This is a genomic window from Streptomyces sp. NPDC050509 (assembly GCF_044457965.1).
Taxonomy (GTDB): domain Bacteria; phylum Actinomycetota; class Actinomycetes; order Streptomycetales; family Streptomycetaceae; genus Streptomyces.
On sequence record NZ_JBITHL010000002.1, the window covers coordinates 647,400 to 669,685 of the forward strand.

The following is a 22,286-nucleotide window of genomic DNA, read 5'->3' on the forward strand; positions in this document are numbered from 1 at the left end:
TCATTCCTCCGCGCTTGTCCAGTCGAAGAACCCGGCGTCCGCCGGGTCCAGGTGGGCACTGGCAGCCGTACGGTCGAATTCGACGCCCAGTCCCGGGCGATCTCCGACGGTGACATAGCCGTCCTTCACGATCGGCTCGGTGAACCCGTCGAGGACGTCGTACCACCAGGGGTCCGTTGCCAGGGGATATTCAAAGGCGATCAAGTTGTCGGGCAGCGTCGCCGACACCTGGATCAGGGCCGCCAGTCCGAGCAGGCCACTGCTGACGCCGTGCGGCGCGATGCCGATTCCGTACAGATCCGCGAACTCGGCGATCCATTTCAATTCGGCGAGACCGCCGACGTCACCGGGGTCGGGACCGATGACGCGCACGGCGCGTGTTTCGATCAGCTCACGGAAGTTCTGCCGCAGATAGAGCTGCTCACCGGTATGAGTGGGAACCGTCGTCGCCGTGGTGATCTCGCGGTAGCCCGCGACATCGTTCCAGGGCACGAAATCGCCCGTCAGGATGTCCTCGGCCCACGCGATGTCGAACTGCTCCAGTTCGCGCAGCACCCGGATCGCGTCCGGCACGGCCCAGCCCGGACCCATGTCAAGAGCCAGACGCCGGTGAGGGCCCAGTACGTCCTTCATCGCGGCGACCGTATCGACGATCCGGCTGATTCCACTCGGCGTCAGAAACCCGCGATTGGGGTGCAGCGGCCCCTCGCGAAGGTCGTTGTAGAGGAAATCCGGGGTGTGGGGCGCCATGAACCCGTGCAGGCCGACGCCTTCCTTGATGATCGAGAAATTCTCGGGAGCCGCGGCCATGTGCGCCATCGACGCGGCGTACTCCTCGGGCGTGTGGGCGCCGAGGGAGGTGCGTACGCCCCCGTTGTAGACCCGGATGCGGTCACGCACCTTGCCGCCCAGCAGCCGGTGCACGGGTACGCCGAGCGCCTTGCCCGCGATGTCCCACAGCGCGATCTCGATGGCCGAGACGATGGCGCCCCACGGCTTGGAGGCGCCCAGTCGCCGGATGCGCAGCATGCAGCGCTCGACCTCCGTCGGATCGGATCCGAGCAGAAGCGGGCGATACACCTCAAGCGTCCTGGCCACATAGGGTTTGGAGTATTCGATCTCGGCGAAGCCGTCGATTCGCTCATCCGTGAGGATGCGAATCACGGGGGACCGGCCGATACGGGCGCATCGGATGTCGGTAATCTTCATCCCTTGACCGCACCTCCGGTCAGCCCGGCCGTGAAGTACCGCTGCATGACAATGAACAGGATGACGATGGGAACCGTGAGGACCACGGATGCGGCCATGGTCGCGCCCCAGTCGACGTCGAACTCTCCGGCGAACTGCGTCAGCGCCACGGGGGCGGTACGCGAGGCCGTGGACGTGGCCATTACCGAGGCGAACAGGAATTCGTGCCACGACTGCAGGAAGGCGAACATGCCCGCCGCTGCCAATCCCGGAGCGCACACCGGAAGCGTGACGTAGCTGACCGCGTCGAATCGTGAACCGCCGTCGATCAGAACGGCTTCCTCCAAGGAGTAAGGGATGGCGGCGATCTGATTGCGCACCATCCAGGTCACCAGGGGCACGGTGATCGCGAGGTGCGCGAACGCCACCCCGGTCGCCGTGTCGAGCAGCTTGAGCGATGAGACGATCTGATAGACCGGCAACAGCACCACGGTCAGCGGAACCATCTGCCCGAGCAGAATGAACAACGCCAACGGCCGTGCCGACCTGAACCGGAACCGTGCCAGGGCGTATCCGGCGCTGAAACAGAACAGCAGAGTCGCTATGGCCACCAGGCCGCCGATGATGACGGAATTCAGGAGTGCACGCGGCATCGACGACGACGTGAAAACCGCGCTGTAGTTCTCGAACGTCCATGAGTCGGGAAGCAGACGGGCCGGTACGGCGAAGATCTCACCCCGCTTCTTGAACGACGTGAACACCATGACGGCAATCGGGGCGAGGCTCCACACCAGCAGAACGACCAGGGTTCCCCAGATGGCGGTGCGAGCAGAGGCACGGCCTATGAGATTCCTCATGTCTGATCCTCCAGATCCGTGCGCATGGTGCGTGCGAAGAAGACGGCGAAGGCAGCCCCGATGAACACCTGCACCAGTGCGACCGCCGAAACGAGCGTCTGATCCCCGTTCTGGAACGCCTGGTAGAGGAGGATGGGCAGGATGGTCGACGCACCCGCCGGCCCACCGCTCGTGGCGACCCAGATGATCGTGAACGAGTTCAGGGCCCAAATTGCGAGTGTCAGCGCACAAATGCCCGTGGTCGAGCGAATGGCGGGCAGGACGATGTGCCGCAGGATCGCGACACCGCCGGCCCCGTCGAGGCGTGCAGCCTCGTAACGCTCGGAAGGAATGGTGGCCAGAGCCGCCGAGACCATGAGCATCACGAACGGTGCGGTGACCCAGATCTGAATCAGCGCGACCGCCCACAGCACGATGCCGGGATCGGAGAGCCAGCGGACGGGCTCCCCGATGAGCCCGAGATCCAGCAGCGTTTGATTGAGGACTCCGTAGTCCGTGGAGAGCGTCCAGCGCCATACGGTGGCACCGACCACGCCGGGAATGATCCACGGAATCATCAGGAGGGAGCGCCACACTCCTACCAGCCGGATCCTTTTCGACTGCAGTACGAGGGCCCCGGCATAGCCGATGACCATCGCCCCGACCACCGACCCGACCGTCCAGGACAGTGTGTTGAGGAAGACTTGACCGACGTCAGGGAGACTGAAGAAGCGTCTGAGTCCGGTACCTCGGTCGGTGATGACCCGCACGATCGTCGTGACGATGGGTATCACCATGAGGACAGCGGTGATGATCACGGCCGGGAGTACCAGGAGGACCGGGCGGGTCCGTTGCCGCCTTCGGACCGGCTCCATCGTTGTTGTGTCTGTCATTGCTTCACCAGACCCTGGATCTGAACCGCACCGTCGGCCGGTGTGGTGCGCCCCAGCGCGACCTCTTGGATCTTGTCGTGCACCGCCTGGACGGTGGCGGTCCAGCGGGGGTCGTTGGGGGCCGGAACGGAGTGGTGGGCGAGTTGTTCCACGTACGGCCTCCGCTGCGGAGTGGTGAACCTGGCGTCCTCCGACGCACTGGTCCGCGCGGGGAAGGTCACCGTCAACTCCGCCATATTCTTCGGCTGTGCGAGAAAACGTACGAGTTGCCTCGCCGCTTCCTGGTGCCGCGACGCCTTGGGAATGATGTAGCCCCAACCGACGCCCTGCGCGGTCCCCGGTCCATCCGGTCCGGGCAGCAGGGCCGTCCCGACCGCCGCGCCCTGCTCGGCCGCGGTGTCCACATCGAACACACCGGCGGGATACATGGCGATGCGCCCTTGAAGGAACAGTTCGCGGATACCGGTGTTGTCGAGCTCGAACGAACTCCTGCTGGCCCATCCCTCCCGAATCGAGCCGCCGATCAGCTTGAGAGCCGACTCGGTCGATTTTTCCGTGAATCGGGGCGAGCCATTTGTGATCTTCGTGCCGCCGGAGATCGCGAAGTCGAGGAAGCGCAACGTCAAGTCGTTGGGATCGCCCTGCATCGGCCACGCTGTTCCCACCACGTTGCCGCTGGTGAGCCGTTTGGCATCCTTCTCGAACTCCGCCCAGGTGCGGGGCGGGGAGTCGATGCCGGCCGCCGCGAACAGGCGGGGGTTGTAGATCAAGGCGTTGGTGGCCCACCGGTACGGCACGGCGTAGGTGCCGCCCTCGAAGGTGAGCGAGTCGACGAGCCCCGGCGCGAAATCGTTGACCGGCATGGTGGTGTCGTAGAGACCACTGACGTTGGCGAGCTGCCCCTTACCGACGTAGCCGCGCACGCGGGACAGGGACTCCGTGATGACATCGGGCGCGTTGCCCGAGTCCAGCGCCACGGAGGTGCGGTTCGCCACCGTGTCACCGGTGGTCTGGACCAGATCGACCACGATGCCGGGATGCTGCTGTTCGAATTGCTTGACGAGTCCTGTCGCCTTCTTGTAGTCCCAATCGGGTACCCACCAGGCGACGGTGTTGGCGCGTGCCCCACTCTGTACGACGTTGTAGGTGGTCGTGCCCGCGATGGTACAAATCGCTGCGATCACCACACCCAAGAAGAGCCGGGTCCGAGGCATCATTGCCATCTTCGCTCCGTTGATCGAGTACTCCCTGCCGGGTCATCGTGTATCCTGTCATTACAGGATGTCAAGTGATTGTCTCGGCGAGATCCGGCTCGCTTCGCATCAGCTCCTTCCTGGTGTGGTGCTGTCCGATCGCCGACGCACGCGAGCCGATCCGACGCAAGGCAACTGACCGACGAGGACTGTGTGCATGATCGACTGGAGTCGCCCGATCGGTTCCCGGCGTTGGCGCTCAAGATAGGATCTAGTCCCGGCTGGAAGCGGGCGCTCTCAACAGACAAAGGATTTCGGTGACATGGGCGGGAGGATCGAGATCGCGTGGCCATCGGGTGTGAGAGGAATCGAGGGTGGAGGCCGGACGGTGTTCCCTCTCGTCCTCTGCGTGACTCCGCCCGTCGAACCCACGGAGATTCTGATCTCGGCGAGCCCGTTCGACCGGTTGGACGGGCTCGCCGAGCCCGGCTGTCGGAAGTGCCAAACCGGCCAGTGCGTCAGCGCTGGTGGGAGAGGTTGCCATTGGTGCGACGGTCGAAGGAGGCGGAGCGGTCCAGAACGCCACCAGTGCGGCATTAACGCCATCAGTACAGCATTGCGCGGCCCGGCTCATCACAACCAGGGAACCCATGAGCATGTCTTCGTCGATTGATCGGCGTTCGGATATACCGTTCTATTCGCAGCTGAAGCGATTGCTTCGGGAGGACATCGCGGCACGAGGTCTGGAACCCGGAGATCGCCTACCCGGGGACCATGAACTCTGTGACAGGTATCAGGTCTCCCGCACCGTGGTGCGCCAGGCGCTACTGGAACTGGAGCATGAGGGCGTCGTCCGCCGGGAAAAGGGCCGCGGTACGTTCGTCGGCGACCCACGGACATCGCAAGGGTTCGGCGGCGCGCTGGTCGGCACGTTCGAAGATATTCAGAGCAACGCGGGTGAGCAGCACTCCCGCGTGCTGTTTCGCGGCGTCGTCGCTGCCGCCCCGCAGGTCGCGCGCGATCTTGCCGTGACAGAAGGGGCGGATGTGGTCGAGATTCAGCGCCTCCGCGAGGTGGACGGTGTTCCTTGGGCGTTCACCCGAACCTTCCTTCCTCTCGATGTCGGGCAGCCACTGCTCGATATCGAGTTGGAGGACGTCTCGCTCTTCGGTGTCCTGGAACGACAGTTCGGGATCCGGTTCGAGCGCGCCCAGCGGTCGGTGGAGGCGGACCTGGCGAACGATACGGTCGCGTCGGCCCTCGATTGCGGTCCGGGAGCAGCGGTCCTGGTGATGCGGAGCATCTCCTTCGACCAGACCGGACGGCCGATCGAACGGTTCACCGGGTTCCATCGTGGCGACCGCAGCCGCCTGAACGTCGAGGTGTCCCACTCGACAGACCGCATGTGAGGGCCCTGCAACACCCCTGCCTGTCGCTCCCCGGCACAGCCCCGTCTGCCTCTTGGACCGAAGGGCGAGAGGCTCGATTTCGACCTGCTGACTACGGTGATCATCGATGCCGAGAACGCGCTCGGAGAGGCAGCGGGGGCCGGGGGTGCTACCGCCACGACTGCGCCGCCCCAGGTTGTCGCCAGGCGGGTATCTGGGCTTCCTCGCCGTGGGTGATGTTGATGATCTGCAGCATCGAGAGCAGGTAGTTGGGCAGGAACATCCGGTCCAGGAGAGCGAGAACGCGCGGGTGGTCCACCAGACGGTCACAGACCCGGGTCTTGTTCAGGACGCTGTAGACACGCTGCGTGCGGTGCCCCTCGAAGGCGTTGCGTCCGGTCCGGGCGAGCAGGGGAGTCACCCCGGCGCGGATCTCCTCGCACTCCTCGGGGCTCAGGAGTCCCTCCAGGATGACGTACCCGTCGCGTTCGAGTACGGCGAAGTCCGTGTCGACAACCGCCGGGTCGACGGACCCCCGCTGCCGATGGTCGCCGGGTAGCGGCCGGCCAAGTCGGCGGTCAGGCCCGTCTCGAAGGAAACGGCGGGGCCGTGCCCCGGGGATGCGATCGGCATGGCGATTCCTTAAGGCCCGGAACGTCGACCGCCCCTCGAAGGTCTCCCGCCGCCGCCAGGCACGGAGGAACGTCTCCTGCACGGTGTCCTCGGCGTCCTCGAACGACCCGAGCATCCGGTAGCAGTGCACGTGCAACTCCCGCCGGTGCCGCTCAGCCAGCCCTGAGAACGCCGGCTCGTCGACCTCGCCCAGACCGCTCACGCCCAACTCCTCCAGCCGCGTGTTCGCACTCATCACGTCATCCTTCCGCCTCGTCGTGTCCCGCCGTATGTGTGACGGGTGCGGGCGCGGAAACTCATCACCGGGGTCGGTCGGAATGGCTGATCCAGTGACGGATCCGGCGGAGTGGGCGCGGATGCGCGATCGCCTGGCGCATGCCGGGGTCGCCTGGTTTACGACGACGCGACGAAGGCCGCACGTGCACGGCACGAGGTCCACCGGAAGGGATGGGCTTGATCGTGGAGCCGAGACCTGGCTCACCTGGGGAGATGCGCCCGAAGGGATTCGAACCCTACCGACAGCGGGGGTGACGGTAGCGCGAGAACCATCGCACGTGCGCCGGCAGCACCGCCTCCGGCGCACCCAGCGTGCTGACCCCGTACGACTGGGTTCGCTGTCAAACGCCTCGATTGGATGGCAAAGGACAGCCGCTGAAACTCGTCGACAAACGCTGTCCTTACAAGTTAACGAAGCCACTCAGCCGGTCGAAACGGACAGCCCACCGCATCCAACACTCGGAGAGACATCCAGTGCTGACCTACGAAGACATGACCGCATGGGCCGGAGCCGAGTACGTCACCCGGGCTGACCCGGCTGACCTGGACGGCTGGCGTATTCCCGAGCGTCAGAAGGCCCTGCTCGTGAACATCGGCGTTCCCATCGTCGATCAACTGATCGAGTACGTCACGTTCCAGACGGACCCGAACCCCGCCCTCCAGACCGCATCGTGCACCGTCCTCTATCAGCTCTCCCGGAACCATCACGGCGACCTCGTGCCAGGTCTGCAATGGGCTTTCGGCGTCGAGCCGGATACCGGAAAGGTCTACTACGTCTTGCCCGACGGGGAAGCCTGGTTCGCCAACTCCTCCATCGACGTCTGGCTACAGACACTGCACCACTACGGCCGACGAGTGAGCCAGTCTCCGATCCTCAACGACCCGGACGAGCACGTGCGGTCAGCCGGCTATGCGCTATGCCAACCCGGCCGGGCATCCGCCTGCTTGCTGTAGGCGTCGGTGTGGCTCGGCCGCTGGGCGGTGCCTGCTGTCATCGCACCGCGGAACGGGCTACCGTGCGGGTCGTCGTGACAGCCACCGCAGCAGGCGCCGCCGTCCACCGCCTGGCCGACGCCTCCGGCGAGATCAGCTACCTCGCTGGAGGCGGTCGGCAGGGGCCGCACCGTCCTGAGAGGCGGCCCAGGAGGCGAGCAGGCGCAGGGCTTCCTCGGAGGGGGAGCCGGGCTCAGCGGTGTAGATGAGGAGGGTGAGGCCGGGTTCGTCGTCCACGGCCGAGCCGTGCCAGGCCAGGGTGAGGCCGCCGACGACCGAGTGATGGAAGCGTTTGACGCCGGTGCCGTGCCGACGCACGCCAGGTTCTGCGGCACCTTGATCCCTTTGTTCCTTGCCGCGGCCCCCCTTTCCTCCGCCAGTGCCTTCTCCAGCGCTGACAGCGTCTTGGCGTCCACCCTCATGCCGGCCGCGTCGTGATGCGCTCTCGCTGTGGTGGAGTCCACGCTGACCAGGGAAAGGTCCACCTGGTCCCGCCGTGCGGCCTCAGCGATCACCGCCTCCATCAGGGCCTGGAAGACGCCCGCGTCGCGCCACTGGCGGAACCGGTCGTAGACCGTGGACCAGTTCCCGAACTCCTCAGGGACCTCCCGCCACTGGGCCCCGGAGCGAAACCTCCAGATCACGCCCTCGAAGTGATCCCGCAGCCGGTGCGGATACGGGCCGTAGGCGCCTATCGGGAGCAGCGGCTCCACCAACGCCCATTCGTCATCGCTCAGTTCACGCCTCGCCACACGAGTGTTCTACCAACCGAATGATCACGACCCCCACAGGCCCTAGCTAGAACACGTCGCGCAGGGTTTCCAGGAGGCGGGCGATGTTTGCCTCGTCGCGGCGGTAGTAGGTCCATTTGCCGCGTCGGGTGGCGACCACCAGCCCTGCCTGCCGCAGCACGGTGAGGTACTGGGAGGTGGTGGACTGTCCCAGGCCCATGCGCCGCTGGATGTCGGTCACACAGACGCCGATCTCGACGTCTTTGGCTTCGTGGCCGGGGAAGCTCATAGGGTCCTTGAGCCACACCAGCATCTGGCGGCGGGCGGGGTTGGACAGGGCCCGGAACACGGACAGCAACTTCTCTTCCGAGAACACGACGTGATCGTAACCCATTCACATATTGACGATTCGCGATACGACGATCTATCGTCGCCGTATGTCCTCCTCGATGCGTGTGATGGAACTCGTCCGTTTCGGTGGTGCGGACACCGCGTTTGCAGCGCGGGAACTGTCAATGCCCAGCCCTGGGCCCGGCCAGGTGCTGGTGCGGGTCATGGCCACCTCCGTGAATCCCCTGGACCTGCAGACCCGTCGCGGCGACTACCGCGACCAGGTGGCGCTGCCGGCGGTGATCGGCAACGACGTGTCCGGCGTGGTGGTCGAGACCGGCACTGGGGCAGGCGACTACCGGCCGGGCGATGAGGTCTGGTACTTGGCGCCGGTGTTCGCCGGTCAGGGGACCTATGCCGAGTTCCACGTGGTCGACCAGGCCCTGGTTGCCCGCAAGCCCTCCCGCTTGTCGCATGTTGAGGCCGCCGGTCTCGCTCTCGTGGGTGTGACGGCGTGGGAGGCGCTGGTCGAACGGGCTGGGGTGCGGGCCGGGGAGCGGGTCCTGGTGCACGGCGGCGCGGGCGGGGTCGGTTCGGTTGCAATCCAGGTCGCAAGTGCTCTGGGGGCTGAGGTGGTCACCACCGCGCGGGCGAGGGATCACGATTTCGTCACCCGGCTGGGAGCGGACGTCACGATCGACTTCTCGGCCGGTGACTATGTGCCGCAGGTGCAGGCCCTGGGTGGGGTGGACGTTGTGTTGGATACGGTGGGCCGGGACACTCTCACCCGCAGTCCGCAGGTTCTGGCCGACCGAGGCCGCGTGGTGTCGATCGTGGACATTCCCGAGCCTCAGAACCTCCTCGCTGCTTGGGGCGTGAACGCGACCTACCATTTCCTCTTCGTCAGTCCCGGCCGGGCAAAACTCGCGGCCCTCGGCCGCCTGGTCGACCAGGACGAACTCCGGCCGGTGATCGGCGCCGTGCTATCGCTGGCCGACGTCGCCCACGCCCACAGCCTCTTGGAAGGCGGCTCCGTCGACAAAGGACGCGGACGCCCGCGCGGCAAGATCGCTCTTGCCGTGCATCCCGTGGACGAGCCCCCGCACGGGGCGGCGCCCAGGCCTTGAGCGACGCGACCGGGCCCAGGCACGGAGGGGTAAGACCGGCGGCAGACTGGTCGCGGGGATCTGCGATCGGCCCGGCTACTGTGTGCCGTCGGGTGCTGGACGCCTGCCTGACGGTCGAGAGTTGGCTCGCTACCACGGTCCGGTGGCCGGGACGAGCAAGCCATCTGACATGCCGACCCCTCGGGTGCTGGCCCGACCCGCTCGCGGGAACCTCGGTCAGTTCGAGCGGTGGATGCGCCGCCGGCCCGGCTTCGGCGGGGCAGTGGCCTACCTGGTGATCCTTGTCGTCGTCATTCTTCCTACAACGCCAAGCACTGGCACGCGCGGCTCTCCCAGCTCACCGGAACGCACCGTGGACACCAATCGAGGGCTTGGCCGACGGCGACCGACTGCACCCGCTGCAGCAGGCGTTCATCGACGAGGACGCCTTCCAGTCATCGGCGCGATGGGCTCCCGGCGCACCCACAACGAGCGCCTGCGCCTGGTCGACGAGGCGGGCGTCTCCGAAGGCTGCGGCGAGGACGTCCTCGGACACACCGTTGATATGCCTTTTTCAGCCCCGTGCACCACGCGGTGCTGACCCCGGCCAGCAGGGGCCACCACCCGGTACATCCACCGTGATCCCCGGAAACGTCACCCATGAAGCCCAACGCCCCCCACAGACCCTGAATGACCCAGGTTTTGAAGACTCTGCGGAGGCCGGGCGGCCCGCGAGCGATCTTCAGGAAAGGAGGGTCTTTTGGCGTTCGGCGGGTGCCCGACGGGCCGCCTCCGTCTGCTGGGTGCGCCGTAGACGGTCACCTTCCTGTCAGGCGCCTCCGGGCCGCCCTTACGTGGAAAGGCCCGCCGGGCCGGCTCGACGCATGGCCTCGTAGAGGGCGTCGTCTTGGGGCGGATCAGGCAGAGGGCCGCGGGCGGGGGCCTGGAAGGACTGGATCAGCAGGGCGACGAAGCGACGCCAGGTATCGGGCGCGGACTCGCCGACGAAGTTGACGACACCGGCGTTGGCGATGAGCAGGAGGACGAGATCCTGGCTGGCGAAGTCATCGCGCAGGTGCCCGCTGCGCTTGGCGCGGGTGATGAGTTCGAGGAAGCCGTGGTACGCCTCGGCGCGCCGGGCCTCGAAGGCTTCGGCGCCGGGGAAGGTCATGGTCAGTACGTCGGCGAAGCCTCGGTCGGCGGCCTGCATGGCACAGATGGCCTCGATGAAGCCGGTGAAGCCGCCCCAGGGGTCGGGGGCATCGAGTGCTTCGTTGACGGCGGTGACGTAGGCGTCCATGCGGTCGGCGAAGACGGAGGCGACCAGGTCCTCCTTCCCGGGGAAGTGACGGAAGAGCGTGGCGATCCCCACTCCCGCCTCGCGGGCCACGGAAGCCATCGAGGCGCCCAGCCCGTCGCGCCCGAACACCGTGCGCGCGGCGGCGATGATCCGTCCTCGGTTGCGCTCGGCATCGCTGCGCAGGGGCTGGCCGTCGGGGTGGTGGGCAGTGGGGCTCATGATGGCCACCCTACCAACCGGAATACCCTATCCATTTTTGGTGTTACGCTGACAGAGGCAAACGGACAGGGTTTTCCGTTTTGGAATCGGAATGGCCTTTCCGGATGCCGGGTGGCGTCGACGCTGCAGGTGCTCGCACCGCGGGCAAGGACCGCCGCCGCCGCCCGCCACAAACCCACACAACGCTTTACGGAAGGAGCGCTGTGACCAGCATCGCCATTGTCGGAGCCGGCCCCCAACTGGGCCTGGCCATCGCCCGCACCTTCGGCTCCCGCGGCTTCGATGTCGCCCTGATCTCGCGCAACCGCGACAAGCTCGACAAGCTCGGCGGCCGGCTCACCGCCGAGGGCATCACCGCCGCGGTGTTCCCCGCGGACGTCCTCGACCGTGACTCGCTCACTCAGGCGCTCAAGGACGCCGCCGCCCGGTTCGGCGGGATCGACGTCCTGGAGTACTCCCCGGTGGGGGCGTTCGCGTCTACCGTCCTGACCACTCCGGCCGAACTCGAACCGTCCCACGTGCAGCACGAGATCGAGTTCCAGCTCTACGGAGCCATCGCCGCCACCAAGGCCGTACTGCCCGCGATGCGCGAGGCCGGCGCGGGCACGCTCCTCTTCACCACCGGCGCCGGCTCCATCGACCCCGTGCCGCAGGTCGGCAACGTCAACGCCGCCGCCGCGGCCCTGCGTAACTGGGTGGTCAACCTGCACAAGCAGCTGGACGGCACTGGAGTCCAAGCCGCCCACGTCGGCATCGACGTGTCGATCGGCACGCCGGCCGTCCCCGGCTTCCCGACCGCCCAGCCCGATGAGATCTCCCCCGTCTACTGGGACCTGCACGCCACCCACCGTGAGGAGGCCGAGCGCGTGTTCAGCCTCTGACCCGACCGTAACTGCCCCGATCCACCCGATATCGTCTTCTCGCTGGGCTGCGGCGCAACGAGAAGACGGCATTGGCGTTCACGCGAATGCACACCGGGCGGTCCGCCCCTGTTCCCTGCGGACTTCATCGGCTCCGGAGAGGAGCTGGGCTTCCTTGACGGCGGTGTCCTGGCCGGGGTCCGTCAGGTCCTCGCCCCCAGCACCCGGCTCCACACCCTCGACCTGCTCCTCGTCTCCAACATCCGCGACCTGGAGCAGAGCGACTACAGCGGAGCCGAGGAAGAACTCGGTGCACGGCCCTTTCCTGCTGCGACCGTGCCGGACAAAACCGCGGTCCTGGAGCTCCACGCCTTCGGCCCGGATGCCCTGGACCGGACCGCGGCACGGCAGCGGTGGGCGGTCGAACAGGTCACGAAGAGCATGGCGGGCCGCTCGATCGCGATGGTCACCACCGAGGGACAGCGCCGCCCCGTGGACGCGGCCCTCGCCCGGATTGTTGACAGCGCGAAAAAGGTGCTGGCGCGAGGACTCCTCGTGATCGACGGGCACGGCCGCGTGGCCGCCAAGCTCGACGCGCTGACCAGGTTCTGCAGAGCGGTTGACTACGACCACGACCTCATGGGGTTCACCACGCTGTCCGACGAGGAGCGATACCCGATCCTCGACCACCTCGGCGGGGCCCTGCGCGAGGCACAGGCCGCCCTGGAGAAGGACCCGGCGGACAACACCGTCGAGTTCGAGGTCCGGGACAAGGGCGAGCTGCGGAAGGTCAGCGTCGCCGCTGGTCTCGTGCGAGAGGCCCTGAACAGCTGGACCACCACGGCGTCCGTGGTGGTCGCCGGCTACCGGGAACAGGACCGGGCTGACTTCCCCGCATCCATCACCCGGCGCTACGAGTCCATCCATAACGACGCCACGGTGCTGCCGGGCGGAACAGGCGCTGCCCGGCTGGCGGAACAGGCCGTCGATGAGCTGGCCGCCGCAGGAGTCTTCGACGAGGTGCCGGTTCACGGCCGCGCGGTCGCCCGGTACCTCAAGCTTCCCTCCGACCGCCCTGCGGAACTCTCGCTGGAGTACCTGGCCCTGATCGTGGTATGGGTCTTCTCCCGCCGGACGGTCTCCGCCGTGCGCGTCTACGAAGCCCTCGGTCTGGCCGGTGCCATCAGCGAACGCGGCGCAGCCCGTCGCCCAGCGGCTCCACCGTCCCCAGCGCCCAGTGCCGCGGGACATCCGGCTCAACCAAGTCCAGCACCCGCCCCGCGACCCCCTCACCGCCGCCGACCGGGACCGCACCGGCAGCCGGGGCGCGCAAGGCGATCAGCAACTCCGCGCGCACCCGCGGCCGGTCGAGGTCGGCTTCCAGCAGCCGGGCCGCCGCGCGCAGCCGCGCCCGGACCGTTCCCCGGGAGATGCCGAGCGCCTCCGCGGTATCGCCCACCGACGCACTGCGCAACCAGTACTCCAGCACCCGCCGCTGCTCCGCGTCCACCGGCAGCAGCAGCCGCGCCGCCCATGCCGCATACCGGTCGGCCGGGACGATCCGCGCGAGCGCGCCGTGGCCGAGCCAGGCGGCCGGAACCAGCCGCCGTCCCGTCCCGGCCTCCTGCCGGGCCTGCCCCGCCTCCGCCCACGCCCCCGCGATCCGGTCCACCGGCACCGGGTCAGCCACCCCCGCCAGCAGCCCATGAGACCGCGCCGCCCGTGCGACCAGCCGCAGCACCCACCCCTGACCACCCGAGGCGTCATGCAGCACCACCACCGCCAGATCATCACCCATACGAACGATCAGCACCGCCTCCGCCCGCCCCCGGGCCGCCGGGAACACCGCCTCCCACACCGCCCCGGCCGCCCCCACGGGATCCCGGCCACCCGACACCCGGTAGACCGTCGCGTACTCCTGCTCCACCCCGCCGATCTCCCGGGCCAGATCCGTACGGCCAGACAGCAGCAGACGCACCACCACCTCGTGCAACCGCACCTCGCGCGCCCGCCGCGCGCGTACTTGCAGCAGCCCCGCCGTCACCCGAGCCACCAGCTCCGCCCTGCACGCGGGGACCTCCGGGCCCGGGCCGACCACCAGGACCGCCCCGGCCGCCGGACGCAGCACTACACCGGCCTCCGCCGGATCGCCGCGGTCCGCAGACCGGCAGGCCCCGCGCCGTCCGGTGCGCTGTAGACGACGCCCGCGACCGCATCGGCCAGGACCACCCACCCCTCGACGCCGACCGCCGTACGCGCCGCGTCCACCAGGACGGCGCCCGACCGTCCCGCCGCGTCGATCAGCCGCAGCGTCGACTCCACGTCGTCGGACTCCGCCATGTTCACAGCCTCGGCCCACCCCGGGCATCCCGCATCCCCACAGAACAGGCCCTGTCGGCCTGGTCAGCCGGGGCATCCTCATCGAACCCGAAACCGGCTTGTTCGCCCGGCCCGACGCCTGAGGGCCACACCCCGCCCGCGACCAGCAGCCCTTCCCCAACCTCAACTACGAAACGGACAAAGGCTCACGTTGCGCACTCTCAGGGCCAGTTGCTCCCAGGAAACTGCAACCCGGCCGCCACCGCCAGGCTTTCGGCGGGTGTCCGGTCACCGTGGCCCGCCGCGCGCGGAGCGGCGGGCCGGCCGCTCGCGTCCGCTATCTCGGGTGGTTCTCGATCAGCCCGGCTTTCCTCAGCTCCTCGGAGTGGTTCCTGATCTCCGTGGTGAGGTTCTCGGCCGTCAGACCCGCTTCTCCGTATGCCTGATAGAGGCGAATACCGAACATGATCGAGGTGGTGTCGCCCGAAAAGATGGGCTGCCCCTCTTTCACGTCGACGGCGCTCGCGGCCCCCAACAGCACCTCGGGGCTGAACCCGGCCGCCGTACCCACGTAGCCGTAGTGGACGTTGGACCAGAAGTCGTCCCGCATCCAGAAGCCGGTACCGGGGATGCTGGTCGAGTTGTTGACCTTGTTGCCGTTCAGGGCCGCGATCTGACCCTTGTGGTCCCACGGGCCGCCGGTCTTGACGAATTCCTTCCACGCGGCCAGCGCCGCCGCCTTGTCGGCGTACCAGTTCGGTTTGACCCACTTCGTCACGCCCTGGACCGTGTTGATCTCGTGCATCTTCTGCACCGGGCCGGAGCGGGAGTTGATCGACATCTCTCGGGCCATCAAGACCGCGATCTGGTCGTAGACCGACGCCTCGGGAGCCCGTCCGGTGGGGTCGACCAGCTTGACGGGGTTGTTATGCGCGTAGGCGTAGGCGGCGAGGTTGCGGGGTTCGGAGATGCCGCCCGCGAGCTTGGTGTCGAGGTACTCCGGCAGGGCCGGGTCGGCGCTCGCCCACAGCTGGGTTCGCGGGTTGTAGTAGCGGGCGCCGTGGTAGTTGAGGCCCGTCTCGCCGTCGAGTTCCTTGCCGGTGTACCGGTACGGCGTGTCCGCCTGCCCGGCCCGTTCCTCCACCCAGGTCTCCCCGGACGCGAAGTACTCCAGATGCTCGGTCACCGTGCCCGTGTTGTCGGTGACGTACCCGGACGACCCGAGGTGGTCGGTGTGGATGAACGACCGGTCGTTCTCGACTCCGCTCGCGACGGTTTTGGTCGTCAAGCGGGTCTCGCCGATGAAGACGTGCTTGTACCCGGTGCCGTCACGCTCGCTGTAGTTCTGGTTGGGGTACAGCGACAGGTTTTTGCCCTTCTTGACCACGCGCTCGCCCGCTGCGTCGTAAACGTAGGAGACGGTGGCGCCCGCGCAGCCCGCGGGGCTCTGCTCGACCGTCGAGGTCGTGGCGTCCTGGTTGCAGGCGAGGCGGTTCTCCTCGTCCCACACGTACTGCCTGCGCTTGTCCGCCGCGGCAGTGTTCACCGTGGCGGTGAGGTTGCCGTCGGCGTCGTAGGACTGGGTGATCGGGCCGACCTGACTCGGCGCGTGGGGCTTGCCACCGGCGTAGGTGTAGCCGTAGTCGTAGCTCGTCCTGTCCTGCACGTCGGCCGGGTTCGACGGGTCGTCGACCGGTTCGATCGGTCCGGGGGACCCTGCGCCGGGCGGGAAGGCGGGGACGCCGCCGGTGATCTCGTGGCGCTGGGACTTGCTCGTTGTGTTGTGGACGGAGTCGTAGCCCAGCGTCAGGGTGTACTTGTTGACCTGGTTGTTCTTGTCCGTGTACTGCCCGGACGCCGATGTCAGCCGGTTCAGGTCGTCATAGCCGTAGGTCTGGGAGCTCGGGCCGCCGATCGCCGAGCTCCGCGGCGCGGAGTTCGCCAGCGCTGTGACGTTGCCGGCGTTGTCGTAGGTGTAGCCCAGGTCCTGGAACGTCGCCCCGGTGTGTGCGTCGGACTTGATCGTCGCGAGCCTGCGGTCCTCGGCGTCGTACGTGTAGGCCGTGCGCACCCCGTTGCCGGTCTCCTGGAGGGTCTTCTGACCGAACTTGTCGTAGTCCAGCCGTTCCAGGTAGGTGTAGTCGGTCCCACCCTTGACCCCGGTCGCCCGCGTGACCTGGCCACCGGAGTCGTAGCCGTAGGTGAGCACCTCGCCGTCGGGGTAGGTCAGCTGCAGCACGCGGTCGAACGTGTCGTAGCGCCACGCGGTCGTGTAGGTGCGCGGTGACCCGCCGGCGACGGTGATCGTGCGCGTCTCCCTGGTCAGCTCGCCCAGCGGCCCGTAGCCGCGGGTGGTCGTCCCGGCCGCGTCCCGGACCTCGGTGATCCGCGACGCGGCGTTGTCCGCCGCGCCCGGGGCGCCGTAGGAGTAAGTGACGTCGTTCGCCGGGAACTTCGGGTATCGGACCGCCTTCACCCGTGCGTAGTCGTAGTCGTACTCGATGCTCTGGCCGGCGGCCCGCAGGTTCGCGGTGATCTTCGCCGTGACGTTGCCGGCCAGGTCGTAGCGCGTCTCGGTCCGGCCCGCGTCCGGGTTGTCGAACACCGTGCGCCGCCCCAGGCCGTCGTACTCGGCGCGGGTTACGTTGTCCTTGTCGTCGGTGATGGCCGTGACCCGGCCCAGCGGGTCGTTCGCGTAGCTGGTCCAGACCGCCGTCGAACCGCTGAACTCCTTCACCGCCGAGGTCGTGTCGCGGATGCCGGTGTAGATGCGGCGCTGCTTGCCGTTCGCATCGGTCACCGTGTTCTCGAACCGCGTCGCCCCCGCCCGGTCCGGCCCGAATCCGTACCCGTTGGTCGTGCTGACCCCGTCCGGCCGCACGGTCCTGACCGGCCGGTCCAGCACGTCGAACGAGTCCTTCGTCGGGGCCACCGTGTCGAACGCGGCGTTGAGCTTCGTGTTCGCCGCGCCCTTGGGCTCGGTCACCGGGTAGTACTTCTCCGTCGTGCGGCCGAGGAAGTCGAACTTCAGCCGCCCGGACACCGTCATCACCGCCTGCGGCGCCGTCCCCGGCGACGCGGCGACCGACGCGTCCTTCTTGGTTTGCAGCACCCGCTTGAGACCATCGCTGAACGTGACGGTGTCGAGGGTGTCCGCCCGCACGCCGCCCGCGTCCCGGTCCAGGTTCTTCGTCGTGGCGTACGGGACCACCGCCTCCGGGTGGTACTCGAAGTCGATCGTGACCTTGCCGCTGCCCGCCTCGTACGGGCCGGTCACCGAGTCCAGCCGGCCGAAGCTGTCGTACGCCGTCGACAGCGGCTGGTCGCTCTGGTCGGTGCTCCGTTCCGGCAGGCCGTACTTCAGGTTGTGCGTCGTGGCCGACCGGTACCCGAAACTGTCCACGACGGACTCGACGTACACGCCGACGACGGTGTCGTAGCCGTACTCCAGCTTGTACCGCTGACCGGACTTGTTCGCCGGACGGGTCACCGACCGCAGGTTCCCGTCCGGGCGGTACTCCAGGTCCGTGACCGCGATGTCGGTGGGGGTCGGGTACTCCCGGATCTGCCGCAGCGCCCCCGTCGCACAGTCCACCGTGGCCTCGCGATGCCGGAGCGAGGTGTCTGTCGCGGTCGCGCGCTGGGACACGGACCTGGCCAACCCGACCAGGTTGCGGTCCCGACACGCATGGTCCGACGCGGTGTACCCGAAGTCGGTCTGGACGTCGTCTTCGACGCCGTCATCACCGGCGTCGAACGATCCCGTCAGGTTGCCGTACTCGTCGTAGGCCATCACGGTGTGCGTGGTCTTCGCGGGTTCCTGCGCACCCTCGTGGAACTTCTTGTCCACCCGGGTCAGCTGCGGGAACACCGACGCCGTGGTGCCCGCCGGATCGGCCGCCGTGCCGGTGGCGATGTCGCGGAGCTGATAGGTGTTGACGGTCTCGGTGAACGGGCGGCCCGCGCCGTCGGTGGTGAGAGTGCGGGCGAGCAGGCCCCTGGTGTAGACGCTGTCGGTCCTGTACTCGTCGCTCACCGACCGGTAGAGGGCATCGCCCGCACCAGGATCGCGGACCTCGGAGACGACCTTGCCGAAACCGCGGAACTCGCGCTCCAACCGGTCGTACGTGCCGTTCTCGTAGCGGTAGGTCGTGAGTAGGCTGTCGGCTCCATCGCCGGCCTGACCGTCGAACACGGAGGTGCGGGACAGGACCCAGCGGCTTTCGGGCATGGCCTGGGTGTTGCCGGTACGGGCGTAGTCCAGGTCGATCCGCGCGCCCATCGGGCGCGACACAGTGCGCAGGAGGTTGGTGCGCCCGGTCCTGTTGGTGGCGACCAGAATCTCGTTGTCGCGGGTCGACTTGACGTGGTCGGCCAGGCCGTCGCCGTTGATGTCGGTGAGGTCGAACTTGGCGTCGGACTCGCCGCCGCCGAGGTTGCCGCCGATGCCCAGCGAGGGCATCTCGACGCCGGTGCGGGCGGTGGTGGCCGAGGCGTCGCCGGAGGGCGCGTCGGTGCCTCCTGCGGTGGCCAGGGTGCGGACCGGGCTGCCCGCGCTGAGGGACACGCCGCCGGAGACGGAGTTGGTCTCGCGCACGTTGCTGCCGAGGGTGCCGCGGGTGGTGCCGAGGCCGCCGTCCATGTCGGAGTACTGGATCCCCTTGGCGCCGACGACGTCCGGGAAGCGGTCACCGTTGAGGTCGAGGAAGTCGACCTCGCTCGCGGTGGTGCCGATGGCTCCGCTGCCGCCGAACGGGCCGAGCGTCAGCGTGGTGGAGATCTGCTGGGTGCGGCCGCGCCGGATCAGCCCGGTCGCCCCGGCGATGTCGGCGTCGGTGACGATGTCGACGGTGTCCAGGCCGAGCCGGGAGCTGGCCGCGGCCGATGCGCCGACCCACGTGCTGTCGTCGGAGGCGACCCACCGGCCCGTGGCGGGCTGCGGGGCGAACACGGTGATCCGCGGGGTGGGTACCTTCGGATCGGCGGTGAACGCTGCCAGGTCTTCCTGTGTCGGTGCCTTCGGCAGCGCGTCCTTGTAGCTCTGGTCGAGCACGAGTTCGTTCTGTGCGATGGGGCGGGTGGCCCTGTCGCGGTTGCCCTGGTAGCCGATCACGCCCCAGCCGCGGTACGACTGGGCGAACGCGCCCTGGTCGGCGGGCGAGTGCATGGCGCTCGGCACCTGTTGGAAGTTCGAGCCGTCGTAGCTGACTTTGACCGTCTGCGTGTTGAGGAGGCCGACGAGCTTGGTGTTGGTCGTGGTCAGGTCGAAGAACAGCTCGTCGCCCTCGGTGACCGGCACGTTCAGGCGGGTCATGGACGCGGGCAGGCCCGCGCCGAGCCGCAGTTCGACCGTCCGCTTGCCGAGCAGCGCGTTGCGTTTCTTGACCGTGAGGAAGATGGTCGCGTTCTCGGAGTTCGGTTTGAGCTGAATGTCCGGCTCGACGATGAGCGTGCCGGTGCGCGTGGCGGTGTAGGAACCCTGCGGCCCGGTCGATGAGTTCACCGGGTACAGGTTCAGCTCGTACGGCGGGTTGACCACCACCGTCGGGTTGCCCGCGGGGTCGACGACGGATTCGACGCCGTCGGCCTTTGTGTAATGCGCCTTCGGCGCCCAGCGCAGCGCGTTCGCGTCGATCGGGGAGTCCACCAGCAGCTTCCACGAAAGCCGCTCGCGCGCGGCGACCTGGACGCTGAGGTCGATCGGTGTCGTACCGGTGGATGCCGCGGGCAGAACCTTGCGGATCAGCTCTTTGGTGACCGGGTTGCCCAGCAGGTCGGCCTTCTCGTGCGTGATCAGCACGGTCACGTTGTCCGAGGTCGCCGCAGTCTTCACCAGGTCACCGGTGATCTTCAGCGTGCCGGTCAGCGGCGCGGTGACCACGGACGGGCGTCCGGCCAGGGTGAAGTCGTTCTTCGCGTCGAAGACCGCGGTGCTCTGGCCATTGGCGTCGGTGCCCGCGGGCAGGCCGACATAGCTGACTCTCGGGTCCCACGCCACGGTGTCGTACTTGCCGTCCAGAACGGACTGCACGCGGAAGTACACGGCTTCGCCCTTGCGCACCTGCACCGAGTTCACCCCGGTCGGGGCGAACTCGGCGTAGTCGTCCGGCCCGATCCGCTGCGCCCACAATTCGGTCTCGTTGTGCTGGATGGTGACGCGGACGCCGTCGGCCTTCTCGTACTCCGCGCGCTGCGGGCTGCTGTCCTTTTCCAGCCGCACCCCGCCCTCGATCTGCACCTTGCCGTCGTAGGGCGCCACCCAGCGGCGCACGCTGTCCATCAGCGGAGAGTTGTCCACCGCGCGTTCGAAGGCCGCGGTCTGATCGCCCACGATCGTGCCCGTCGCGGCGCCCGGTCCCACCGGGGCCTCGGTGCCGGCGCTGTCGGGGCTGTAGGTCGGTTTGCCGTCGGAGTCCAGGCGCCCGTAGAGCACCCCGCCGTTGTTGACCAGGTCGGCGATGCCGTCCGCGTTGACGTCGGTGAAGTACCGGTCGGATGTCGTCGTGGTCGACACGTAGTCGAGCTGGCCGTTGACGCCGACGTACGCCTCGATGCCCGCGGTGCCCGACAGGGTGGTCTCCCGGGAGATACCGGGCAGCCCGGTGAGCTTGACCGGGGTGTCCCCGAACGTCTGCTGCCCGGATGGGCCGGACAGGTTCGGCCGGTAGAACACCTCGCCGTTCCTGCGGAACACCTTGTCCGGCAGATTGTCGCCGTTGACGTCCTGCAGGGCCAGCAGGCCGTCGGACACCCCGGCGTTCGCGCCGACCTTCACACCGGCCGAACCGGACTTGACCGGCGCGACCGGGTTGTAGCCGACGTAGAGATGCCCGCCCGCGCCGACCGACGTGCTCGACGACAGCGTGCTCGCCTCGCCCTCCCGGATGTTGACACCGAGGTCGTCATCGGGGACCGTCCAGCCCGCGGCGGCGTCGAACGTGGTGTAGGAGCCCGACTTGTCCCGCACGTCGTCGAAGTAGTCGAACCGGTGGGTGTTGAACACCCGGTTGTCCTCACCGAACTGAGACACCGACTGCAACAGGGTCTTGGCGAACGCGCCGGTCTGGTAGTTGAGTTCGTAGGCGCGGATCAGCTCGTCGTCGAGCTTGACCTCGACCCGGCGCAGCAGGTCCGCGGTGACCCGTTTGAAGCCGTACCGCGCGTCGACCTGGACGTCGCCGCGTCTCGGCTCGTCCCGGTCGCGGTCCCGGAGGAAGGTGACCGAGTAGCGGCCCTCGGTTTCGCCGTGTCCGGTGTAGGTGATGCGCTCCGGGTAGAGCGCACGGCCCTGGACGGTGGAGTTCGCGACCCCGCCGTCGTCGACCCGGACGTGGTGGTAGCGCAGCAGGTTGTCGTGCCCGTCGCGTACCTCACGCACTGCCCACAGCGCGATGTTGCCGGCGGCGTCGGCGAGCGTGGTGTCCTGCGCCCCGCCGTACACGGTGCGCAGCCCCTGCTTGTCGGTGACCTCCCACCAGTAGTTCGACGGCTTGTCGCCGTGCCGGACGATCCGGTCGAACCGGCCCTCGACGCGGGAGTGGAACACCTTCTCCGCGGTACGCGCCGGGAGTGCGCCGCGGTGCACGACCGGGGTGAGCGGCTCCCCGTTCAGCAGGTACGACTCGGTCTCCTTCGCACCGTCGTAGCGCGGCACGCCCCACCGGGTGTCCACCGTGATCAACGGGGTGCTCATGTCCCAGCCGACGCCGGTCCAGCCGTTGCCGCCCGACGAGTTGTAGGCGATCGACAGCTCGGGGTGCAGGCCCCCGCGCCCCTTGGGCACCTCGAGCGGGTACGCCAGCCGTGCGCCGCCTGCGTTGTTCGCCGTCGGGACGTCGATCAGGTTCATCCCGGCGCCGGGATCGGCTGCTTTGATGTCCTTGATCTCGTTCGGGTTGAACGACGTGCCCTCGGGTCCCTCCGGCCCGGTGACCGCCGCCCCCGTGTCCGGCCCCGCCGCGACGTTGCGGAACGGCTCGGTCGAGGCCGGCCCGATCATGGAGAGTGCCATGATCAGGATG

The 22,286-nt window shown here is 68.0% G+C and carries 15 protein-coding genes and 3 pseudogenes; 5 read left to right on the forward strand and 13 right to left on the reverse strand.

Features of this window, described 5'->3' with window-relative positions; translation table 11 throughout:
* The 4 genes from ACIBJC_RS08205 to ACIBJC_RS08220 form a co-directional block, all read right to left on the reverse strand.
* The gene (locus ACIBJC_RS08205; RefSeq protein ID WP_399289457.1) at positions 1-1,209 is read right to left on the reverse strand and encodes a mandelate racemase/muconate lactonizing enzyme family protein; all 1,209 of its coding nucleotides are present in this window, start codon (positions 1,207-1,209) and stop codon (positions 1-3) included.
* The gene (locus ACIBJC_RS08210) at positions 1,206-2,045 is read right to left on the reverse strand and encodes a carbohydrate ABC transporter permease (RefSeq protein ID WP_399289459.1); all 840 of its coding nucleotides are present in this window, start codon (positions 2,043-2,045) and stop codon (positions 1,206-1,208) included. Before ACIBJC_RS08210 ends, ACIBJC_RS08205 begins: the two co-directional genes overlap by 4 nt.
* The gene (locus ACIBJC_RS08215; RefSeq protein WP_399289461.1) at positions 2,042-2,842 is read right to left on the reverse strand and encodes a carbohydrate ABC transporter permease; all 801 of its coding nucleotides are present in this window, start codon (positions 2,840-2,842) and stop codon (positions 2,042-2,044) included. Before ACIBJC_RS08215 ends, ACIBJC_RS08210 begins: the two co-directional genes overlap by 4 nt.
* Positions 2,843-2,913: 71 nt before the next feature.
* Positions 2,914-4,140, reverse strand: coding sequence for an ABC transporter substrate-binding protein (locus ACIBJC_RS08220; protein ID WP_399289463.1), 1,227 nt, complete (start codon positions 4,138-4,140; stop codon positions 2,914-2,916).
* A 620-nt stretch (positions 4,141-4,760) separates the two neighbouring features.
* Here ACIBJC_RS08220 and ACIBJC_RS08225 point away from each other — a divergent pair.
* On the forward strand, positions 4,761-5,519 hold the full coding sequence (locus tag ACIBJC_RS08225; protein ID WP_399289465.1) for a GntR family transcriptional regulator: 759 nt from the start codon (positions 4,761-4,763) through the stop codon (positions 5,517-5,519).
* A gap of 148 nt (positions 5,520-5,667) precedes the next feature.
* On the opposite strand, the gene ACIBJC_RS08230 is transcribed toward ACIBJC_RS08225, so the two are convergent.
* Positions 5,668-6,366 (reverse strand): sigma factor, encoded by a 699-nt coding sequence (locus ACIBJC_RS08230; protein ID WP_399289467.1) that lies wholly within the window; start codon positions 6,364-6,366, stop codon positions 5,668-5,670.
* A gap of 515 nt (positions 6,367-6,881) precedes the next feature.
* On the opposite strand from ACIBJC_RS08230, the gene ACIBJC_RS08235 reads away from it, so the two are divergent.
* The gene (locus ACIBJC_RS08235) at positions 6,882-7,361 is read left to right on the forward strand and encodes an SUKH-4 family immunity protein (RefSeq protein ID WP_399289469.1); all 480 of its coding nucleotides are present in this window, start codon (positions 6,882-6,884) and stop codon (positions 7,359-7,361) included.
* Between the two features lie 132 nt (positions 7,362-7,493).
* On the opposite strand, the pseudogene ACIBJC_RS08240 reads toward ACIBJC_RS08235, so the two are convergent.
* The 3 genes and pseudogenes from ACIBJC_RS08240 to ACIBJC_RS08250 form a co-directional block, all read right to left on the reverse strand.
* Positions 7,494-7,721, reverse strand: a pseudogene (locus ACIBJC_RS08240) (transcriptional regulator); the annotation flags it as partial.
* Between the two features lie 20 nt (positions 7,722-7,741).
* Positions 7,742-8,152: pseudogene (locus ACIBJC_RS08245) on the reverse strand (IS5 family transposase); the annotation flags it as partial.
* Positions 8,153-8,198: 46 nt separating this feature from the next.
* Positions 8,199-8,507, reverse strand: a complete 309-nt coding sequence (locus ACIBJC_RS08250) for an ArsR/SmtB family transcription factor (protein ID WP_399289471.1) — start codon at positions 8,505-8,507, stop codon at positions 8,199-8,201.
* 61 nt (positions 8,508-8,568) lie between these two features.
* Here ACIBJC_RS08250 and ACIBJC_RS08255 point away from each other — a divergent pair, with 61 nt between their 5' ends.
* Together ACIBJC_RS08255 and ACIBJC_RS08260 are read left to right on the forward strand one after the other, a co-directional pair.
* Entirely contained in the window at positions 8,569-9,588 is a 1,020-nt protein-coding gene (locus tag ACIBJC_RS08255; protein WP_399289473.1) for a zinc-binding dehydrogenase, read from the forward strand.
* Positions 9,589-9,944: 356 nt separating this feature from the next.
* Positions 9,945-10,022 (forward strand): annotated as a pseudogene (locus ACIBJC_RS08260) (carbon monoxide dehydrogenase); the annotation flags it as partial.
* A 395-nt stretch (positions 10,023-10,417) separates the two neighbouring features.
* Here the strand turns inward: ACIBJC_RS08260 and ACIBJC_RS08265 are convergent.
* Positions 10,418-11,086 (reverse strand): TetR/AcrR family transcriptional regulator, encoded by a 669-nt coding sequence (locus tag ACIBJC_RS08265; protein ID WP_399289475.1) that lies wholly within the window; start codon positions 11,084-11,086, stop codon positions 10,418-10,420.
* A 203-nt stretch (positions 11,087-11,289) separates the two neighbouring features.
* On the opposite strand from ACIBJC_RS08265, the gene ACIBJC_RS08270 reads away from it, so the two are divergent.
* Complete coding sequence (locus ACIBJC_RS08270; protein WP_399289477.1) at positions 11,290-11,967, forward strand: SDR family NAD(P)-dependent oxidoreductase; 678 nt, start codon at positions 11,290-11,292, stop codon at positions 11,965-11,967.
* Between the two features lie 78 nt (positions 11,968-12,045).
* Here ACIBJC_RS08270 and ACIBJC_RS08275 read toward each other — a convergent pair whose 3' ends face one another.
* The 4 genes from ACIBJC_RS08275 to ACIBJC_RS08290 all read right to left on the reverse strand — a co-directional run bounded on the left by ACIBJC_RS08275 (position 12,046) and on the right by ACIBJC_RS08290 (position 22,276).
* Positions 12,046-12,978 (reverse strand): hypothetical protein, encoded by a 933-nt coding sequence (locus tag ACIBJC_RS08275; protein ID WP_399289479.1) that lies wholly within the window; start codon positions 12,976-12,978, stop codon positions 12,046-12,048.
* A gap of 151 nt (positions 12,979-13,129) precedes the next feature.
* Positions 13,130-14,074, reverse strand: coding sequence for a helix-turn-helix domain-containing protein (locus ACIBJC_RS08280; protein ID WP_399289481.1), 945 nt, complete (start codon positions 14,072-14,074; stop codon positions 13,130-13,132).
* Positions 14,074-14,286, reverse strand: coding sequence for a hypothetical protein (locus tag ACIBJC_RS08285; protein ID WP_399289483.1), 213 nt, complete (start codon positions 14,284-14,286; stop codon positions 14,074-14,076). Before ACIBJC_RS08285 ends, ACIBJC_RS08280 begins: the two co-directional genes overlap by 1 nt.
* A 316-nt stretch (positions 14,287-14,602) precedes the next feature.
* Positions 14,603-22,276: a SpvB/TcaC N-terminal domain-containing protein gene (locus ACIBJC_RS08290; protein WP_399289485.1), complete on the reverse strand. Its 7,674-nt coding sequence runs from the start codon at positions 22,274-22,276 to the stop codon at positions 14,603-14,605.
* Positions 22,277-22,286: the final 10 nt, after the last annotated feature.

What these genes read in the sequence shown, in the direction of transcription:
- ACIBJC_RS08205 (WP_399289457.1), bottom strand. Translation starts at nt 1,209, where the DNA reads ATGAAGATTACCGACATCCGATGCGCCCGTATCGGCCGGTCCCCCGTG.
- ACIBJC_RS08210 (WP_399289459.1), bottom strand. Translation starts at nt 2,045, where the DNA reads ATGAGGAATCTCATAGGCCGTGCCTCTGCTCGCACCGCCATCTGGGGA.
- ACIBJC_RS08220 (WP_399289463.1), bottom strand. Translation starts at nt 4,140, where the DNA reads ATGGCAATGATGCCTCGGACCCGGCTCTTCTTGGGTGTGGTGATCGCA.
- ACIBJC_RS08225 (WP_399289465.1), top strand. Translation starts at nt 4,761, where the DNA reads ATGAGCATGTCTTCGTCGATTGATCGGCGTTCGGATATACCGTTCTAT.
- ACIBJC_RS08230 (WP_399289467.1), bottom strand. Translation starts at nt 6,366, where the DNA reads ATGAGTGCGAACACGCGGCTGGAGGAGTTGGGCGTGAGCGGTCTGGGC.
- ACIBJC_RS08255 (WP_399289473.1), top strand. Translation starts at nt 8,569, where the DNA reads ATGTCCTCCTCGATGCGTGTGATGGAACTCGTCCGTTTCGGTGGTGCG.
- ACIBJC_RS08265 (WP_399289475.1), bottom strand. Translation starts at nt 11,086, where the DNA reads ATGAGCCCCACTGCCCACCACCCCGACGGCCAGCCCCTGCGCAGCGAT.
- ACIBJC_RS08285 (WP_399289483.1), bottom strand. Translation starts at nt 14,286, where the DNA reads ATGGCGGAGTCCGACGACGTGGAGTCGACGCTGCGGCTGATCGACGCG.
- ACIBJC_RS08290 (WP_399289485.1), bottom strand. Translation starts at nt 22,276, where the DNA reads ATGGCACTCTCCATGATCGGGCCGGCCTCGACCGAGCCGTTCCGCAAC.